This is a genomic window from Tsukamurella sp. TY48 (assembly GCF_019656655.1).
Lineage (GTDB): Bacteria > Actinomycetota > Actinomycetes > Mycobacteriales > Mycobacteriaceae > Tsukamurella > Tsukamurella strandjordii.
Map to the genome: position 1 here is coordinate 835,141 of NZ_BPMV01000002.1, position 17,113 is coordinate 852,253.

The 17,113-nt window shown below is 70.5% G+C and carries 14 protein-coding genes; 6 read left to right on the top strand and 8 right to left on the bottom strand.

Features of this window, described 5'->3' with window-relative positions; all coding sequences use genetic code 11:
- The first annotated feature begins 143 nt into the window (after positions 1-143).
- The 3 genes from TTY48_RS19750 (at position 144) to TTY48_RS19760 (ending at position 3,887) form a co-directional block, all read left to right on the top strand.
- Positions 144-1,532, top strand: coding sequence for a glutamate decarboxylase (locus tag TTY48_RS19750; protein ID WP_220659326.1), 1,389 nt, complete (start codon positions 144-146; stop codon positions 1,530-1,532).
- Between the two features lie 200 nt (positions 1,533-1,732).
- Positions 1,733-2,965, top strand: a complete 1,233-nt coding sequence (locus TTY48_RS19755) for an acyltransferase (protein WP_220659327.1) — start codon at positions 1,733-1,735, stop codon at positions 2,963-2,965.
- A gap of 34 nt (positions 2,966-2,999) precedes the next feature.
- Complete coding sequence (locus TTY48_RS19760) at positions 3,000-3,887, top strand: MerR family transcriptional regulator (protein ID WP_220659328.1); 888 nt, start codon at positions 3,000-3,002, stop codon at positions 3,885-3,887.
- 3 nt (positions 3,888-3,890) lie between these two features.
- On the opposite strand, the gene TTY48_RS19765 is transcribed toward TTY48_RS19760, so the two are convergent.
- The 8 genes from TTY48_RS19765 to TTY48_RS19800 form a co-directional block, all read right to left on the bottom strand.
- Positions 3,891-4,757 (bottom strand): hypothetical protein, encoded by an 867-nt coding sequence (locus TTY48_RS19765; RefSeq protein WP_220659329.1) that lies wholly within the window; start codon positions 4,755-4,757, stop codon positions 3,891-3,893.
- 69 nt (positions 4,758-4,826) lie between these two features.
- Entirely contained in the window at positions 4,827-5,903 is a 1,077-nt protein-coding gene (locus TTY48_RS19770; protein ID WP_220659330.1) for an amidohydrolase family protein, read from the bottom strand.
- 23 nt (positions 5,904-5,926) lie between these two features.
- Positions 5,927-7,495, bottom strand: a complete 1,569-nt coding sequence (ffh, locus tag TTY48_RS19775; RefSeq protein ID WP_220659331.1) for a signal recognition particle protein — start codon at positions 7,493-7,495, stop codon at positions 5,927-5,929.
- Between the two features lie 19 nt (positions 7,496-7,514).
- On the bottom strand, positions 7,515-9,974 hold the full coding sequence (locus TTY48_RS19780; protein ID WP_220659332.1) for a [protein-PII] uridylyltransferase: 2,460 nt from the start codon (positions 9,972-9,974) through the stop codon (positions 7,515-7,517).
- 15 nt (positions 9,975-9,989) lie between these two features.
- Positions 9,990-10,328 carry a P-II family nitrogen regulator gene (locus TTY48_RS19785; RefSeq protein WP_220659333.1) on the bottom strand — a complete coding sequence of 113 codons (339 nt, stop codon included), beginning with the start codon at positions 10,326-10,328 and terminating at the stop codon, positions 9,990-9,992.
- A gap of 47 nt (positions 10,329-10,375) precedes the next feature.
- Entirely contained in the window at positions 10,376-11,641 is a 1,266-nt protein-coding gene (locus TTY48_RS19790) for an ammonium transporter (protein WP_220659647.1), read from the bottom strand.
- A 211-nt stretch (positions 11,642-11,852) separates the two neighbouring features.
- Complete coding sequence (gene ftsY / locus TTY48_RS19795; RefSeq protein WP_220659334.1) at positions 11,853-13,298, bottom strand: signal recognition particle-docking protein FtsY; 1,446 nt, start codon at positions 13,296-13,298, stop codon at positions 11,853-11,855.
- Between the two features lie 41 nt (positions 13,299-13,339).
- Complete coding sequence (locus TTY48_RS19800) at positions 13,340-14,581, bottom strand: FAD-dependent oxidoreductase (RefSeq protein WP_220659335.1); 1,242 nt, start codon at positions 14,579-14,581, stop codon at positions 13,340-13,342.
- Between the two features lie 159 nt (positions 14,582-14,740).
- Here TTY48_RS19800 and TTY48_RS19805 point away from each other — a divergent pair, with 159 nt between their 5' ends.
- The 3 genes from TTY48_RS19805 to TTY48_RS19815 are packed head-to-tail and all read left to right on the top strand — an operon-like array spanning position 14,741 to position 17,099.
- Positions 14,741-15,337 carry a hypothetical protein gene (locus TTY48_RS19805; protein WP_220659336.1) on the top strand — a complete coding sequence of 199 codons (597 nt, stop codon included), beginning with the start codon at positions 14,741-14,743 and terminating at the stop codon, positions 15,335-15,337.
- Positions 15,334-16,311, top strand: a complete 978-nt coding sequence (locus TTY48_RS19810) for a hypothetical protein (protein ID WP_220659337.1) — start codon at positions 15,334-15,336, stop codon at positions 16,309-16,311. Before TTY48_RS19805 ends, TTY48_RS19810 begins: the two co-directional genes overlap by 4 nt.
- Positions 16,308-17,099 carry a hypothetical protein gene (locus TTY48_RS19815; RefSeq protein WP_220659338.1) on the top strand — a complete coding sequence of 264 codons (792 nt, stop codon included), beginning with the start codon at positions 16,308-16,310 and terminating at the stop codon, positions 17,097-17,099. Before TTY48_RS19810 ends, TTY48_RS19815 begins: the two co-directional genes overlap by 4 nt.
- Positions 17,100-17,113 lie beyond the last annotated feature (14 nt).

Sequence of the window (17,113 nt, forward strand, 5' to 3'; positions counted from 1 at the left end):
CGTCTTCAAAGCGTGACCGCCGGGCGGCATACGTACCGGCGCCGGTCAGCAGCGATCCATTCTGCCATGCCCTGCGAGCTGGGCGAAATCGCGGCCACCCGCGCCGCCCTGCCGACGCCGCGGTTCGGCGGTAGCGTGCGCTCATGAGCGAGTTCAGCACGCCACTCGATGACGATTCGGTCCTGATGCCCGCGTATTCGGGCCGGCTCGGCACCGAGCCCATCCCCCGGTCCCGGCTCGCCGATCAGGAGACCGGCCCGTCGGAGGCGTACCGCTTCATCCACGACGAATTGATGCTGGACGGGCAGTCGCGGATGAACCTGGCGACCTTCGTGACCACCTGGATGGAGCCGCAGGGCCAGGCGCTGATGTCGGAATCCTTCGACAAGAACGCCATCGACCACGACGAGTACCCCGCGACCTCGGCGATCGATGCGCGCACCGTGGCGATCGTCGCCGATCTGTTCCACGCCCCGGATCTGGACCCCGCGGATCCGTCGTCGGCCACCGGGACCACGACGATCGGCTCGTCCGAGGCCGTGATGCTCGCGGGGCTCGCGCTGAAGTGGCGGTGGCGCAAGGCCCGCCTGGCCGCGGGTGGCGATGCCGGCCGGCCGAAACTGGTGCTCGGCAGCAATGTGCAGGTGGTGTGGGAGAAGTTCTGCCGCTACTTCGATGTGGAACCGGTGTATCTCCCGGTGGCCCCCGGGCGGTACGTGGTGACCCCGGAGCAGGTACGCGCGGCGGTCGACGAGGACACCATCGGCGTGGTCGCGATCCTCGGCACCACCTTCACCGGCGAGTACGAGGACGTGGCCGGCATCTGCGCGACGCTCGACGAGCTCGCATCGTCCGGCGGCCCCGATGTACCGGTGCACGTGGACGCGGCGAGCGGCGGGTTCGTGGCGCCCTTCCTCGATCCCGATCTGGAGTGGGACTTCCGGCTTCCCCGGGTGGCGTCCATCAACGTCTCGGGGCACAAGTTCGGCCTGACCTACCCGGGCATCGGTTTCGTGGTCTTCCGCGATCGCGCCGCACTCGACGAGGAGCTCATCTTCCGGGTCAACTACCTGGGCGGCGATATGCCCACGTTCACATTGAACTTCTCCCGCCCGGGCGCCCAGATCATCGGCCAGTACTACAACTTCATCCGGCTCGGCCGGCGCGGCTACACCCGGGTGATGCAGGCGCTGCGCGGAACCGCGACCTGGCTCGCGGGGCAGCTCGATGCGCTGCCGCACCTCGAGATCATCACGGACGGTTCGGCATTGCCCGTCGTCACGCTCCAGCTGGCCGACGGTACGCCGTTCACCGCGTTCGACGTCTCGCACGAGCTGCGCACGTACGGATGGCAGGTTCCGGCGTACACCATGCCGGCCGACGCGCAGGACGTGACGGTGCTGCGGATCGTGGTCCGCGAGGGCTTCTCGGGCGATCTCGCCGGGAAGCTGCGCGACGATTTCGCGGCGGCGCTGCAGCGGCTGTGCAATGCGAACGAGGGAGCCGCGCCGAGGTCGGTGTTCCACTACTGAGGCGACCGCCGACTAGGCTCGACGGCAGTTCGTGGTGTTCGCGTGATCCGTGCCACTTCCGGCGCGTTCATTGCAGGAGCAAGGTTACCGACGGGTAAACTCAACGTACGTCGCAGTCTGAGCTCCCACCACTGCCCGGTGTAGACCCCTGCCAGGCCGCGTCCAGCAACCCCGCAGGATTGGACAGCACAATCTTCTCCATGGCTTCGTACCTGGATACCGCCCGGAAGGCGACTCCCGCACGGGACGTCGCACGGTCGGCGCCTGCGAAGTCCGGTGAGCCCGTGAAGGCGCGGTCCGGCGGTTACCTGCACCAGCTCGACTTCGTGCGCACCATCACCTTCCTGCTGGTGGTCTTCATGCACGCGCTCACCAACACCAACGACGAGGTGAACGGCGTCGTCACCAACGCGATCGCCATGAACCTGCACTTCACCCGCAACGCCTTCTTCGCGCTCACGGGTCTGGTGCTGGCGTACGGCGTGGTGGAGTGCGGCGCGCGCCTGAGCCCCCTGCAGTTCTGGCGCAAGCGACTGCCGCTGGTGGTGATCCCCTTCGTGATCTGGGCCTTCGCGTACTGGGTCTACGACATGACGCTCGACGGCCGGTTCTCCACAATCCCCACGAGCCTGGGCGAATTCTGGGACAACCTGAAGTGGGGCGGGATCAACGGGTACCAGCTGTACTTCATCTTCGTCACCATCCAGATCTATCTGCTGTTCCCGCTGATCATCGCCTTCGCCGAGCGCACGCGCGGCGCACACGGCCGCATCCTGGTGGTGAGCGCGGTGCTCCAGGTGGCCATCTACGCGGTGGTCACCCACTGGAACCCCACCACCGGCTGGTGGTCCGAGAACTTCTGGCACATCTACGCCACCTTCATCCCGTACCAGTTCTTCATCCTGCTGGGCGTGTTCGCCGCCTTCCACCGCGAGCGCATCGAAGCGATCCTGCTGGGCAACGCGCCGCTGGTGTACGCCGGAACCGGCGCGGCCGTCGCGGCACTGCTGGTGCACTACCGGATGCAGCTCGACGAGCAGACCGCCCCGTCGGTGGTCTCGGCCGCGTTCCAGCCGATCAACTTCGTGGTCTACGTCGCGCTCGTGGTCGCCGTCTACACCACCGGGTTGCTGCTGGCCCGCAACCGGCACCGGATCCCCCGGATCACCCGGTTCGCCGCCTACGGCACGAAGCGCTCGTTCGGCGTCTTCCTGGTCCACGTGATGGTGCTGTCGGTCCTGCTGCTGCCCAAGGCTCCCGACGGGACGCCGTGGCTCTCGACCGCCCTTCCGAGCCCGGTCGGGACGATCATCGCGTACGCCGTGACCATCGTGGTGACGCTGGGCATCGTCGAGCTGCTCAGCCGCGCACCGAAGGCGCAGTGGTGGATCGGGCGGCCCCGCGCCCCGCGGTCGGTACGAAAAGAGTCTTGACTCTCCCCATAGTGGAGACCGCAGGCTGTATCCCGTGACCGAACACGACACCCTGTTCAGCATCGGCGACCTCGCCACCCGCACCGGACTGTCGGTCAAGACGATCCGGTTCTGGTCCGACGAGGGGCTGGTGCCGCCCACCACCCGCAGTGCCGCCGGATATCGGCGGTACGACGCGGAGGCGGTCGCGCGGCTCGAGCTGGTGCACACGTTGCGCTCGCTGGGAGTCGACGTGAAGACGGTGCGCGCCCTCCTCGACCGGCAGACCAGCCTGGCCGAGGTGGCGCAGGCCCATGCCCGAGCGCTCGATGCGGAGATCCGCACGCTCCGCGTGCGCCGCGCCGTGCTCCGTTCGGTCGCCACCAGGAACAGTTCGACCGAGGAGCTCAGAATCATGCACGAGATGGCCACCCTGTCCGCAGCCGAGCGGCAGCGGATCATCGATGACTTCGTCGACGAGACCTTCGCCGGCATCGCACCCGACGCCCCCGGGGCGCACATCGCCACCGGAATGCGGTCCCTGCCCGCCACGCTCCCGGACGATCCCACGCCCGCCCAGGTGGACGCGTGGATCGAGGTGGCCGCCCTGGTCGCCGATCCCGCGTTCCGGGCCCGCACCCGCGAGATGGCGGTGACCGGCGCGCAGGCCACCGAGGCCCCGGTGATGGTGGACCTGGAGGCGGCGCGCGAGGCGGTGGATTCCGGGGTCGATCCGGCGTCGGCCGCGGCGGGCGCCCTTCTGGACATGCTGATGCCCGCCGGCACGGACCGGCGCGCGATGGCCGACCAGATGGTCACCTTCACCGATGCCCGGGTGGAGCGCTACTGGTCGCTGTTGGCGGTGCTGAACGGCTGGCCGCAGCGCCCCGCGATGGTGCCGGTCGCCGAGTGGGTGATCGCGGCGCTGCGCGCGCACGCGTGATCGCTAGGGCACGGCCACGGTGATCGGCACCGTCCGGACCTGCCCGTCGACCTGGAACTGGACGAACATCCGGTAGTTCCCGGAGGCGCCGAACATGGCGTCGACCTCGACGGTGGGACCGCCGGTGCCGGTCGCGGGTCCGCCGACGGGGTGCAGGTGCGACAGTGCCAGGTCGCCCTCGTGGATCGCCGTGACGTGCGCGAAGCTCTGCAGGTACGGCTGGAGCGCGGTCTCCGGGGAACCGTTGCGGGAGATGACGATCGAGAGCCGGGATTCGGTGCCCGCTGCGGGAGTGCCCGAGACGGTCACGCCGAACTCGCCCGCGGTGGCGGAGGCCGCGGCGGGAGGCAGCGGCGCCTTGGCGTCCTTGCCGATGCCGGCCACGGCGACCGGGTTCGAGAGGATGATCGGGCCGTCCTTCTCGGCGGCACGCGGGATCACCTGCACGTACACGCGGTAGGAGCCGGGAAGCGGCGCGGCGACCGGAGCGGTCCACGCCCCGTCTCCCGAGGCCGTGGGGTGCACGTGCTGGAAGCCGGTGAGGTCGTCCCGCACCAGGTACAGGTGCATCGGCTCGGTCTGCTCGTCGACGACGTCGGTGACCGGTTTCCCATCGGGGCCCGTGATGGTGAACGAGATGCCGCCGGACTGCCCGGGGTCCTTGGCGGCCAGCGTGTAGCCGTTGCGCGTGGCCGACAGGCTGTCGGCGCCCATGCCGGGCATCCCGGCATGGTCCGACGAAGCGCTCGTGGCGGAGCCGTGGCCGGCGTGCTGGCCACCCTGTCCCCCGTTGTCGGTGCCGCAGCCGGCGATCGCGAGCACGGCCGCAGCGGCGAGCGCGGTGGAGGTGAGGATCCGGGAGGTACGCATACTGTCCACCTTCGTGGTCGGTGCCGATGACACCGACCACAGTACCCCCTAGGGGTATGTCGTCAAGGTCTAGAGTTCCGCGAGTTGCCCGCGCACCAGCACCGCCACCGGGGCGGGTAGGGCGCCCTGGGCCAGCGCGATCCGCGGGTCGTCCGCGTAGATCACCAGATCGGCGGGGGCACCTTCCTCGATCGAGGCGAAGCCGAGCCACTGCCGCGCGCGCCACGACGCCGCCGCGATCGCCTCCTCCGGCGGCATCACCGCGGCGAGCGCCGCGATCTCCCGGGGAAGGGCCCCGTGCACGTTGAAGCCGCCGGCGTCGGTCCCCGCGTACATCGCGATCCCGGCCTCCCAGGCGGCTCGGAAGGTGGCCTCGCGACGGTCGTGCAGGGCCGTCATGTGCCGGTGGTAGGTGGGGAACTTCTCCTGCGCCGGGGCGGCGATGGAGGGGAAGTTCTCGATCTGGATCATGGTGGGCACCAAGCCGATCCCCTTCTCCACCATCACCGCGATGGTGTCGTCGGTGAGCCCGGAACCGTGTTCGATCGCGTCCACCCCGGCGGCCAGCAGACCGGGCAACGCGTCCTCACCGAAGACGTGTGCGGTGATCCGCGCTCCCGCCTCGTGCGCCACCCGCACGGCCTCGGCGAGCACGTCATCGGGCCACAGCGGCGCGAGGTCGCCCACGGACCGGTCGATCCAATCCCCCACCAGCTTGATCCACGGATGCCCTTCAGCGGCCCGCCGCCGCACCGCGTCCACGAGCTGCGACGGATCGTCGAGTTGCTCCCCCAGGCCGCGGGTGTACCGCTTCACCAGGGCGATGTGCCGCCCCATCCGGACGAACCGCGGCAGTCCCGGCCGCCCGTCGAGCGGCGAGGTGTCCAGGTCCGATCCCGGCTCACGGATCACGGTGACGCCCACCCGGACGTCCTCGAGCGCGAGGGCGCGGCCCTGCACCAGGTCCGGCTCCCCCTCGGAGACGATGCCCACGTGGCAGTGCGCGTCCACGTAGCCCGGGACCGCCCAGCCGGTGAGCCGGGCATCGGCGGGCGCGCGGTCACGGGTGATCGCGCCGTCGCTCACCCAGAACTCGTCGCGTTCCCCGCCCGGAAGGGTGAAGCCCGAGAAGTGCACACTGCTCATTCTCGGCACAGTAGCTCAGCGGATCACCGCTTCTTGCGGAGTTGCTCCTCCAGCGCGGCCATATCGATGCCCTCCAGGCCCGGAGGCAACTGGTCGAGCCCCTTGGGCATGCTCGACAGGTCCATTCCGGCGGGCATGCCCGGCATTCCCGGCATCCCGGGGAAGCCGCCGCGCATCTTCGGCTGCGTGGGGCCCTGCCGCTTGGCCTTCTTGCCCTGCTTGCCCTTCTGCTTGCGCTTGGGGATCCGCTTGGGGCCGCCACCGAAGCCCGCCATCTGCGACATCATCTTGCGGGCCTCGAAGAACCGGTCCACCAGCTGATTGACGTCGGAGACCGCAACGCCCGAGCCCTTGGCGATGCGCAGGCGGCGGGAGGCGTTGATGATCTTGGGATCGTTGCGCTCGGCCGGGGTCATACCGCGGATGATGGCCTGGATGCGGTCGAGCTGGCTGTCGTCGACCGCGGCCAGCGCGTCCTTCATCTGGCCGGCGCCCGGCAGCATGCCCAGCAGGTTGCCGATCGGACCCATCTTGCGGATCATCAGCATCTGGTCGAGGAAGTCCTCCAGCGTCAGCTCACCCGAGGTGATCTTGGCCGCCGCCTCCTCGGCCTTCTGCTGGTCCATGACCTGCTCGGCCTGCTCGATCAGGGTGAGCACATCGCCCATGCCGAGAATCCGCGAGCTCATCCGGTCGGGGTGGAAGACGTCGAAGTCGTCCAGCTTCTCGCCGGTGGACGCGAACATGATCGGCTTACCGGTGATCTCACGGACCGACAGCGCGGCGCCACCGCGGGCGTCACCGTCGAGCTTGGTGAGCACCACACCGGTGAAGTCGACGCCGTCGGCGAAGGCCTGCGCCGTGGTCACGGCGTCCTGGCCGATCATGGCGTCGAGGACGAAGAGCACCTCGTCGGGGTCGACGGCGTCGCGGATCGCCCGGGCCTGGCCCATGAGCTCCTCGTCGATGCCGAGGCGGCCGGCGGTGTCGACGATCACCACGTCGTGCTGCTTGGCCTTCGCTTCGGCGATGCCGCCGCGGGCCACCTCGACGGGGTCGGCGGCGCTCACGCCGAGCGTGCCCTCGCCGCCGACGGAGGTGCCGGGGTGCGGCGCGTAGGTGGGCACTCCGGCGCGCTCACCGACGATCTTGAGCTGATCGACGGCGCCGGGACGCTGCAGGTCGCAGGCCACGAGCATGGGCGTGTGGCCCTGCTTCTTGAGGTGATGGGCCAGCTTGCCGGCGAGGGTGGTCTTACCGGCGCCCTGCAGGCCCGCGAGCATGATCACCGTGGGCGGGGTCTTCGCCAGGTTCAGCCTGCGGGTCTCGCCGCCGAGGATGCCGACGAGCTCCTCGTTGACGATCTTGACGATCTGCTGCGCGGGGTTGAGCGCGGCCGAGACCTCGTGGCCCTTGGCGCGCTCCTTGACGCGGGCGACGAAGGCGCGCACCACGGGCAGCGCGACATCGGCCTCGAGCAGGGCGAGCCGGATCTCCCGCGCGGTGGCGTCGATGTCCGCGTCGGTGAGCCGGCCCTTGCCGCGCAGTCCGGAGAGTGCGCCGCCAAGCCGATCGGAGAGGGATTCGAACATTGCTCCAGCTTATCGGAGGCTAGGGCCGTCCCGCGTCCTCCGGTGGAGTGGGCGGCGCGGCCTCGGGCAGAACAGCGGTCACGGCGGCCTCCGCACGAGCCCGGAACGCGGTCTCGTCCCCGGCCGCATCGAGACAGAAGACGTCGCTGACGGTGGCACCGAGGGTCGCGGCGCGGGCCCACCGGATGTCCACCCCGGCGTCCTCCAGCGCCGCCGCGATCCGCGCCAGCAGGCCGGGCGTGTCTCCCGCACGCACCTCGAGCACGGCGGTCCCGGGGGCACCGTCGAACCAGCGCAGGTGCGGCGGCGCGGCCACCCGGAGCGGTGGAGCGGCCTCGTCACCGTCCACGGGCGCGGTTGCCGACCGCTCGCGCTCGCGGAGCTCGGATAGCACATCGGCACCGTCGAGCGCGGCGAGCAGTCGCTGCCGGACGATGGCGGGGTCGGGCGGATCACCGAAGGTCGGCACCACCACGAAGGTGTTGACGGCGCTGTCGCCGATGCCGGTCACGGTGGCGCTCTGCACCCGCAGCCCCGCGAGCGCCAGGACCGCGGCCATCCGGGCGAGCACACCCGGTCGGTCGGGCCCGATCACGGTGGCGGTGAAGGTGTGCGGCCCCAGTGCAGGGGCGGGCTCGATCCGCACGTGGGTTCCGCCGTCGGCCGCGAGCGCGGCGATCTCGGAAGCCACGGGCTCGGGCGCCGGCGGGGTGTCGCCGTCGAGCGCGCGGGTCGTGCGCCGCACCAGCTCCCCGATGAGCCCGGCCTTCCAGTCGCCCCAGACGCCGGGGCCGGTGGCCAGGGAGTCGGCCTCGGCGAGCGCGTGCAGCAGTTCGAGCAGCACCGGATCGTTGCCGATCCGCTCGGCGACGAACTCGATCGTGGCGGGGTCGTCGAGATCGCGCCGAGTGGCGGTGGCCGGGAGCAGCAGGTGATGCCGCACCATGCCCTCGAGCACCGCGGTGTCGGCGTCGTCGAGGCCCATTCGCGCGGCGATGGCGATGGCGATCTCGGCACCGATCACGCTGTGGTCGCCACCGCGGCCCTTGCCCAGGTCGTGCAGCAGCGCGCCCAGGACCAGCAGGTCGGGTCGCGCCACGCGGGTGGCGAGGTTCGCGGCGTAGGCGGCGGCCTCCATGAGGTGCCGGTCCACGGTCCAGGTGTGCACCGCGTCGCGCGGCGGCAGATCGCGGACGGCGCCCCACTCGGGGAGCAGCCGCCCCCACAGGCCGGTGCGGTCGAGCGCCTCGATCACCGGAACGGCGTTGCGGCCCGCACCGAGCAGGGCGAGGAAGTCGGCGACGGTCTCCGCCGGCCACGGGCTGCGCGGCGCGGGCGCCACGTCGGCGAGCCGGCGCAGGGTCGAGGCGGAGATCGGCAGGCCCGCGGCCGCGGCCGCGGCGGCGACGCGGACGGTGAGCCCCTGGTCGCGTTCGGGGCGGGCGTCGCGGGCGAGCGCCACCTCACCGGCATGGGCCACGACACCGTCGGCGAGCGGCCGGCGGACGGGCGCGCGGCGCAACCGCGAGACACCGCGGCGCGGCAGCGCATTGGTCGCGGTGCGCAGCCCGGTGTCCACGGCGAAAGCCACGGTGCGGCCACTGTCGCTGATGATCCGGGCCAGGTCGAAGCGGTCGCCCAGGCGCAGGGCGGCGGCGATCTCGTCGGCGTCCTGGGCACGCAGCTGGTCCCGGGCGCGACCGGAGATCCGGTGCAGTTCGGTGCGCACGTCGAGCAGTCGCTCGTAGGCCTGTGCGAGTTCGTTGCCCGACCGTCCGTGGCCGGAGCCCGACGGCGTCGGGATGCCGTCGGTGAGCTGGGCCAGCGAGAGCGCCTGCAGCAGTTGCACATCGCGCATGCCGCCGCGGCCGCTCTTGAGGTCGGGTTCGGCGCGGTGGGCGATCTCGCCGGAGCGGCGCCACCGTTCGCGGGCCTGGGTGGCGGTCTCGTCGAGCCTGGACCGGATGTCGGCGCGCCATTGCCGGCGCACACCGCTGACCAGCAGGTTGGTGATCTCCTCGTCGCCCACGATGTGCCGGGCGTCGAGCAGGCCGAGGGCGGCGGAGAGGTCCGAGGCGGCCACCTGCACGGCCTGTGGCACGGTGCGCACGCTGTGATCGAGTTTGATGTGGGCGTCCCACAGCGGGTACCAGATGCTCTCCGCTGCGGCCGTGACGGTGTCCGGATCGACGCCGTTATCGTGGACGAGCAGGAGGTCGAAGTCGCTGTACGGCAGCAGTTCCCGGCGGCCGAGTCCGCCCACGGCGACCAGCGCCAGACCGCTGTCGGGGCCGATTCCCGCGGCGGTGCCGTGGGTGGCGAGCCAGACCTCGGCGAGGTCGGCCATGGAGGCTCTCAGGGTGGCCGGGTCGATCCGGTGCGGGCCGGAGGCCCTGTCCAGGAGGCGGTTCCGGGCGGCGACCAGTTCGGTCGCCGCACCGGAGCGTCCCGGCTCGTTGGTCTCGCGCGGAGCCGCCACCCGTCTTCCTCCGGCCTAGATGGCGTCGGCGCCGCGCTCGCCCGTGCGCACGCGCACCACGGACTCGACGGGCGTGACCCACACCTTGCCGTCGCCGATCTTGCCGGTGCGGGCACCGTCGACGATCACCTGAACGACGGAGTCGACCACGGCGTCGTCGACGACGACCTCGATGCGGACCTTCGGGACGAAGTCCACGGAGTACTCGGCGCCGCGGTACACCTCGGTGTGCCCCTTCTGGCGGCCGTAGCCCTGCACCTCACTGACGGTCATGCCGAGGATTCCGGCCTGTTCCAGTCCGGCCTTCACATCCTCGAGCGTGAACGGCTTGACGATCGCGGTGACCAGCTTCATGAATGATCCTTACTCAGTCGGTGGTAGTCAGCTTATGTGCCGGGCGCTCAGACCAGGTCGTACGCGGTCTCGGCGTGCTCGGAGTTGTCGATGCCGTCGGCCTCGGACTCCTTGTCGATCCGCCAGCCCAGGGGCTTGAGTGCGAAGGCGATGGCCACGGTGAGCACCGCGGTGAAGGCCATCGCGACCACGGCGATCACCACCTGGACCACCAGCTGCTTGTAGTCGCCGCCGTAGAACAGGCCGGTGTCCTTGGCGATGAAGCCCAGCGAGACGGTGCCGATCAGGCCTGCCACGAGGTGCACGCCCACCACGTCGAGCGAGTCGTCGAAGCCGAACTTGGTCTTGAGTGCCACGCCGTACGCGGCCGCCACACCGGCGACGATGCCCAGGCCGATGGCGCCGATCGGGCTGATGTTGGCGCAGGCGGGGGTCACGGCGACGAGGCCTGCGACCACGCCCGACGCGGCGCCCACCGAGGTGGCGTGGCCGTCGCGGAACTTCTCCACCGCGAGCCAGCCGAGCATCGCGGCGGCGGTGGCGGCCGTCGTGTTCACCCAGGCCAGGCCGGCGGTCATGTTGGCGGTACCCGCGGAACCGGCGTTGAAGCCGAACCAGCCGAACCACAGCAGCGCGGCGCCGAGCATCACGAAGGGGATGTTGTGCGGGCGGTAGGAGTGCTTGCCGAAGCCGAGGCGCTTGCCCACGATGATGGCGAGGATGAGGCCCGCGATACCGGCGTTGATGTGCACCACGGTGCCACCGGCGAAGTCGATCGGTGCGACGTTGGCCGCACCGTCGGTGGTGCCGAACATCGCGGCCGCGATGCTGCCCTCCTTGCCGGAGAGCAGGCCGCCGCCCCACACCATGTGCGCCAGCGGCAGGTACACGATGGTGGTCCAGATGGCGGTGAACAGCAGCCAGGTGCCGAACTTCACGCGCTCGGCGAGCGCACCGGAGATCAGCGCCACGGTGATCACGGCGAAGGTCAGCTGGAAGCCCGCGAAGACGATGGCCGGCAGGCCGCTGCCCGCTGCGCTGAGCACGTACTGCGTCTCACCCGCGACCTCCTTGGTCTGGGTCAGCTGGTCGAGACCGAAGTACTTGAAGGGGTTGTCGAAGAGGCCGAGGTAGTTGCCCTCGCCGGAGAACGACGTGGAGTAGCCCCACAGCACGTAGACGACGGAGACCACGCCGAGCGAGCCGACGGACATCATCATCATGTTCAGGACGGACTTCTGGCGGGACAGGCCGCCGTAGAAGAACGCCAGCGCGGGCGTCATGAGCAGCACGAGCGCGGCGGACATCAGCATCCACGCGGTGGTGCCGGTGTCGACTTTCCCGAAGAGTTCGTCGGGGACAGAAGCCAAGAGCACGGGTGAAACCTCCTCGCGAGCGCCCTTGCGGCGCAGGTGAGAAAAGCTTCTGCCCCGGCGGTTTCCCCGTGGTCGCGCTGATGTTGCCCTCGTGTAACCGGTCCGGGCGAACTTCGGCCCTCCGGTTACGGGGGTGTTACCCGCGCCGCTATCCGAGCAGCGCGTCCACGAAGGCGCCGGGCTCGAAGGGTGCGAGGTCGTCGGCGCCCTCGCCCAGGCCGACGAGCTTCACCGGCACGCCGAGTTCGTGCTGCACGGCGTAGACGATGCCGCCCTTGGCGGTACCGTCGAGCTTGGTGAGCACCACACCGGTGATGTCGACGACCTCGGCGAACACCTTGGCCTGCGAGAGCCCGTTCTGCCCGATGGTGGCGTCCAGCACCAGGAGGACTTCGTCGACCTCGGCCTTCTTCTCGACGACCCGCTTGACCTTGTCCAGCTCGTCCATGAGGCCGGTCTTGGTGTGCAGCCGGCCCGCAGTATCGATGAGCACCACGTCCACACCCTCGGCGGTGCCGCGGGCCACGGCGTCGAAGGCCACCGCGGCGGGGTCGGCGCCCTCCTTGCCGCGGACCACCTCGGCGCCGACGCGCTCGGCCCAGGTCTGGAGCTGGTCGGCGGCGGCGGCGCGGAAGGTGTCGGCGGCGCCCAGCAGCACGCGACGGCCATCGGCCACGAGCACGCGCGCCAGCTTGCCGGTGGTGGTGGTCTTGCCGGTGCCGTTCACGCCCACCACCAGCAGCACCGACGGTGCGCCGGCGTGCGGCAGCGCCTTGATGCTGCGGTCGTACTCGGGGTGGGCCTCGTCGATGAGGACCTTGCGGAGCAGTGCGCGGGCCTCGGCGGCGTTCGCGACACCGTTAGTGGCCACCTGGCGGCGCAGCTCCTCGACCACCTTCAGCGTGGTGGGGGTGCCGAGGTCGGCCATGAGCAGCGTGTCCTCGATCTCCTCCCACGAGTCCTCGTCGAGATCGCCACCGCCGAGCAGGCCGAGCAGCGATGCGCCGACGGTCGACTGCGAGCGGGCCAGGCGGCCCTTGAGCCGGTCGAGTCGCCCTTCGGTGGGGGCGATCTCGTCGAGCTGCTTGAGCGGCGCTTCACCCTGTGCGGCGCGCTCGTCTTCGAGCTCCTCGATCTCGGTGGGTGCCTGCGGTGCCACGTTCGCGATATCGGGCTCGACGTGCTCGGCGACGGCGCGACGGGCCTCCGCCTGCGCCTGCTCCTCCTCGGCGCGACGCTGTTCCTCGGTCTCCGCGAGGTCCGCGAGCGTCACCTCGGGCTCCGGGGCCTCCGGCTCGGTGTCCACGGGCACGGGCGCCGCGGTCGCCTCGGGGGCCGCGGTCGCCTCGGGGGCCGGCTTCGGCTCCACCTTCGGCGTGGCCGGAACCGGTTCCTTCGCACGCGTGCCCTCGCTGAAGTTGAATCCGCCGCCCGCCTGATAGCCGCCGGACTTGTCCAGGCTCTTCGGCTCGGTGGTGTCGTCCTTCAGAGAGACCTGACGCCGCTTGTTGAGGTAGTAGCCGGTCGCCAGTGCGATCAGCACCAGCACAACGGCGACGACGGCGATCAGGATCGCGATGGTCGAAGTAGTCACCCCACGACTCTAGTCAACGCCGTGACGGCGCTGATCGGCGCTCATGCGGACGCCCGGCGTGCCCACTCGGGTGCGTGTTCGGGCAGTGGTCCGATGGCCACTCCACGCGCGGTCAGGCCCCGGAGCACGGGGAATCGACGCAGGACTCGGATGGGCAGAGGCATCCTGTTTCCCGTCCCGACGGTGCCGGGTGCGGCGAGAGCCGGCGCGAGCACCGCCCGGTGCACGACGCGCTGAACCCCTTGAACCAGCGCCGTGGGGAGCCACCGCCGGATCTGGACGCGCCGCAATAGCCCGACCGGAACGGGGCCTCCCTCGCCCAGGGCGGGCCCGAGGATTCGGGCGGCCGCGACCGCATCGGCGACGGCGAGGTTGATTCCCACGCCACCGACGGGCGACATGGCGTGGGCGGCGTCGCCGATGAGGAGCAGTCCCTCGGCGTACCAGCGGCGCGCGCGATTGAGTTCCACGTTGAGCAGCTTCACCTCCTCGAGCGATCCGAGGGTGGCGACGCGGTCGGCGGCCCACGGCGCGAGCCTGACCACCTCGCGCCGGAAGCGGTCGAGTCCGCCTTCGCGGAGCGCGATATCGCCGCCCTTGGGGATCACGTAGGCACACTGCCAGTACTCCCCTCGGTCGATCGTGACGGCGAATCGCCCAGCGCTCATGCGGCCGAACACCCCGTCGGGATCGCCATCGCGGCGGGGCAGCCGGAACCAGAGAACGTCCATCGGTACCCCGAACCGGCGCGGGACGATTCCCGCGGCCGCGCGCACCGCGGAGTCGCGGCCGTCGCAGGCGACGGTGAGCGCGGCCCGCACCTCGTGCTCGGCTCCGGTCCGCCGATCGCGATATCGCACGCCGCCGATCGCCTCTCCCTCTCGGATCAGGTCGATCACCTCGGCGTCACGCACCAGGGTGAAGCTCGGTTCAGCGGCAGCGGCGTCGGCGAGCAGGTCCAGCAAGTCCCACTGCGGAACGAACGCGATGTGCTTGTGCTGCCCCGGAAGTCGGCGGAAGTCGGCGACCACCGCTTCGCCGGCGTCGAGCTGCACCGTCATCTGCTCGACCAGACGGTGCGGCACGGCGGCGAACCGCGCGCCCAGACCGAGCTCGTCGAGCAGCCGCAGGGTCGAGGCGTGCACGGTGTCACCGCGGAAGTCGCGCAGGAAGTCGGTGTGCTTCTCCAGCACCGTGACGCGCGCACCGGCGCGGGCGAGCAGCAGGCCGAGCACCATTCCGGCGGGGCCGCCGCCCACGATGAGACACCCATTTTTCATCATGTGTTGAAATCTACGTCCGCCGAGCGCAGCGGGCAAGCCCCGACGAAACGCAGATCACACCTTCGGATTCGTGGTGAGCCGAATTATTCGCCGTCCGTAATACCGGGGCTACCGTCACGTCCACCGGGTCATTCACTCCACCGAAAGCGAGATCGACTCATGCGCAACACCCTTCCCCGCCGCGCGTTCATCGCGGGCCTGTCGCTCGCCGCGGCGGCGGCCTCCACCGTGGTCGCGACCCCCGCCGCCCACGCGGACACCCTCAAGGGCACCTTCTCGATCGGCTCCGGGTCGTACTTCCGGATGATCCTGCCGAGCGGCTCGCAGTCCGGGCCCTTCCTCGCCAACGGCAACTCGTCCAGCTCGGACAAGACGCTCACGCCGCTCTCCGGAACGTTGACCTCGGGTTCGTACCAGTCGCAGGTGACGGGCGCGCGCACCTTCTTCGGTTCGGACTTCGTGACCTCGACCAAGGCCACCGATCCGCAGACCGGTTCGGCCACGTCGGTGCCGACCATCACCCGGAACGGATCGTCGCTGTCCGGTGATCTGTCGGCCTTCGGTGTCGCGTGGAACGGCCAGGTCTTCAATCAGGGCGCCCCGAAGCCGGGCGGCGGTTTCCCCGGCAAGACCAGCGCGGTGACCGGTTCGATCAACGGGAACACCTACACCCTGCAGTGGACCAGCCAGATCGTGGGCGGACCGTTCAACAACTTCACCGGCCTGTGGCACCTCACAGGCACCTACAACGGGTGACCGCTGCGCCCGAGGCGTCCGGCGCCCTGCTCGCGGGCGTGCCGCGGCTACGAGCCGTGGCCCCGCCCCGCACGGCGGCGACGGCACCGCCGCGGCGGTGGCCGGCGGTGGTACTCCTCGTGATCGGCATCGGCCTCGCGGCCTCGGCGATCGCGGGAGGCCTGCCGAAGACCACGGCCGGCGCGACGAAGATGCTGGACGCGTTCGGGCCGCAGTTGACCAGCGAATCCCTCGCGCGACTGAACGGTGACGTCGATTCCGTCGCGCGATTCGGGGCTGCGGCCCGGGCGGAGGCCGCGTCCGGGCGCCTGGCCACGGCCCCGCGCACCGCGGAGTTCGCCCGCCGCTCCCCCGCGATCGAGTCCAATGCCCGCAATCTCCTGGTGTCGGCGACCGCGGCTCGCGGCGATGTCGATCGTCTGGGGTCGATCCGCGGACTCGGTACAGTCCCGCAGCTGCTCCTGCTCGTCGGAATCGGGCTCGCGATCTCCGGCGCGGTGCTCCTGCGGTCGAGGGCGGATTCCTCGCGCAGGTGGGCGGCGGCCGCCGCATTGCTCGGCGCTGTCTTCCTGCTGATCCACCCGTTCGCCTCCGGACTGGCGACCAACGCCGCATCGGCCCAGCGGGTGATCGACCGCTTCGCGCCGATCATGACGCAGGAGCAGGTGGTCACCCTGCAACAGGACTTCCTGACCCTGGTGGGCGCGGTCGGCGAGATCGATCGCGGCACCGCGGTGCGCCGCACACCCGAGATCCGTGCATTCACGGCCTCGTGGCAGACGGTGTCCTCCGATCTGGCGACGCTCACCGGAGCGATCAACGACAACCTCCCCGACTACCAACGACTCGCGCGAACCAACCGGCTCGTCCCGGTTCCGGGCGGCACCTTCGCCCTGCTCCCGTGGGCGGAACTCGCACTCGGGATCGCCGCCACGGCATCCGTTCTCGCGCTCCGACGAAAGGTTCATCCATGACGGCACGCAGGGCACTCGCCCTCGCCCTCGTCACGCTCGCGGCGGGCGGTGCGGTCGCGTGCGGCTCGGCGTCGAGCGACGCACCGCAGGAGGCACCCGAGCAGCTGGTCGGTCTGTTCCGTTTCACCCCGGGCGGCTTCGCGGACGGTAAGCCCACGGGCACCTACTTCAAGATGGCGATCGTCGGCGGCACCGCGCAGGGCCCGTTCGTCTCGAACGCCAACTCGCCCATCGCCGGCGGCGAGGTGACCGCACTCTCCCCTGGGACCGCAGGCGGGCTGCGCACGGGCGCCTACCAATCGGAGGCGAAACCCGGCTTCCGCAACGGTGATTCGATATCGGGTTCCGTGATCACGCCCACCAAGTTCTTCGATGTGCTGTTCGGAATCTCCACCAACGCGGTCGATCCGCAGACCAGGGCCGCACTGCCCGCACCCTCGGTCACCCGGACCGGCACCGCGCTCTCCGCCGATGTCTCGGCCTGGGCGGCATCGTGGAACAACCAGGAGTTCAACCAGGGCGCTCCGAAACCGGTGCCGCAGACCGACGCCACCGCCGCCGGACAGGAGAACGTGGCCAAGGCGTGGGACGTGGTCTCGCAGCGGTGGCTGGCCCAGCCCGCCGCGGCGAAGTCGACCGGCCCATCGGCCACCGGCACCTTCGATCCCGCCACCCGGCGCTTCACCCTCGACTGGACCAGTCACATCCAGGGCGGACCGTTCAACGACTTCACCGGCGTCTGGCATCTGGAGGGCGTCTTCGAACCCGGACCCCCACCCACCCGGTGACCGCCTCCTCTCCC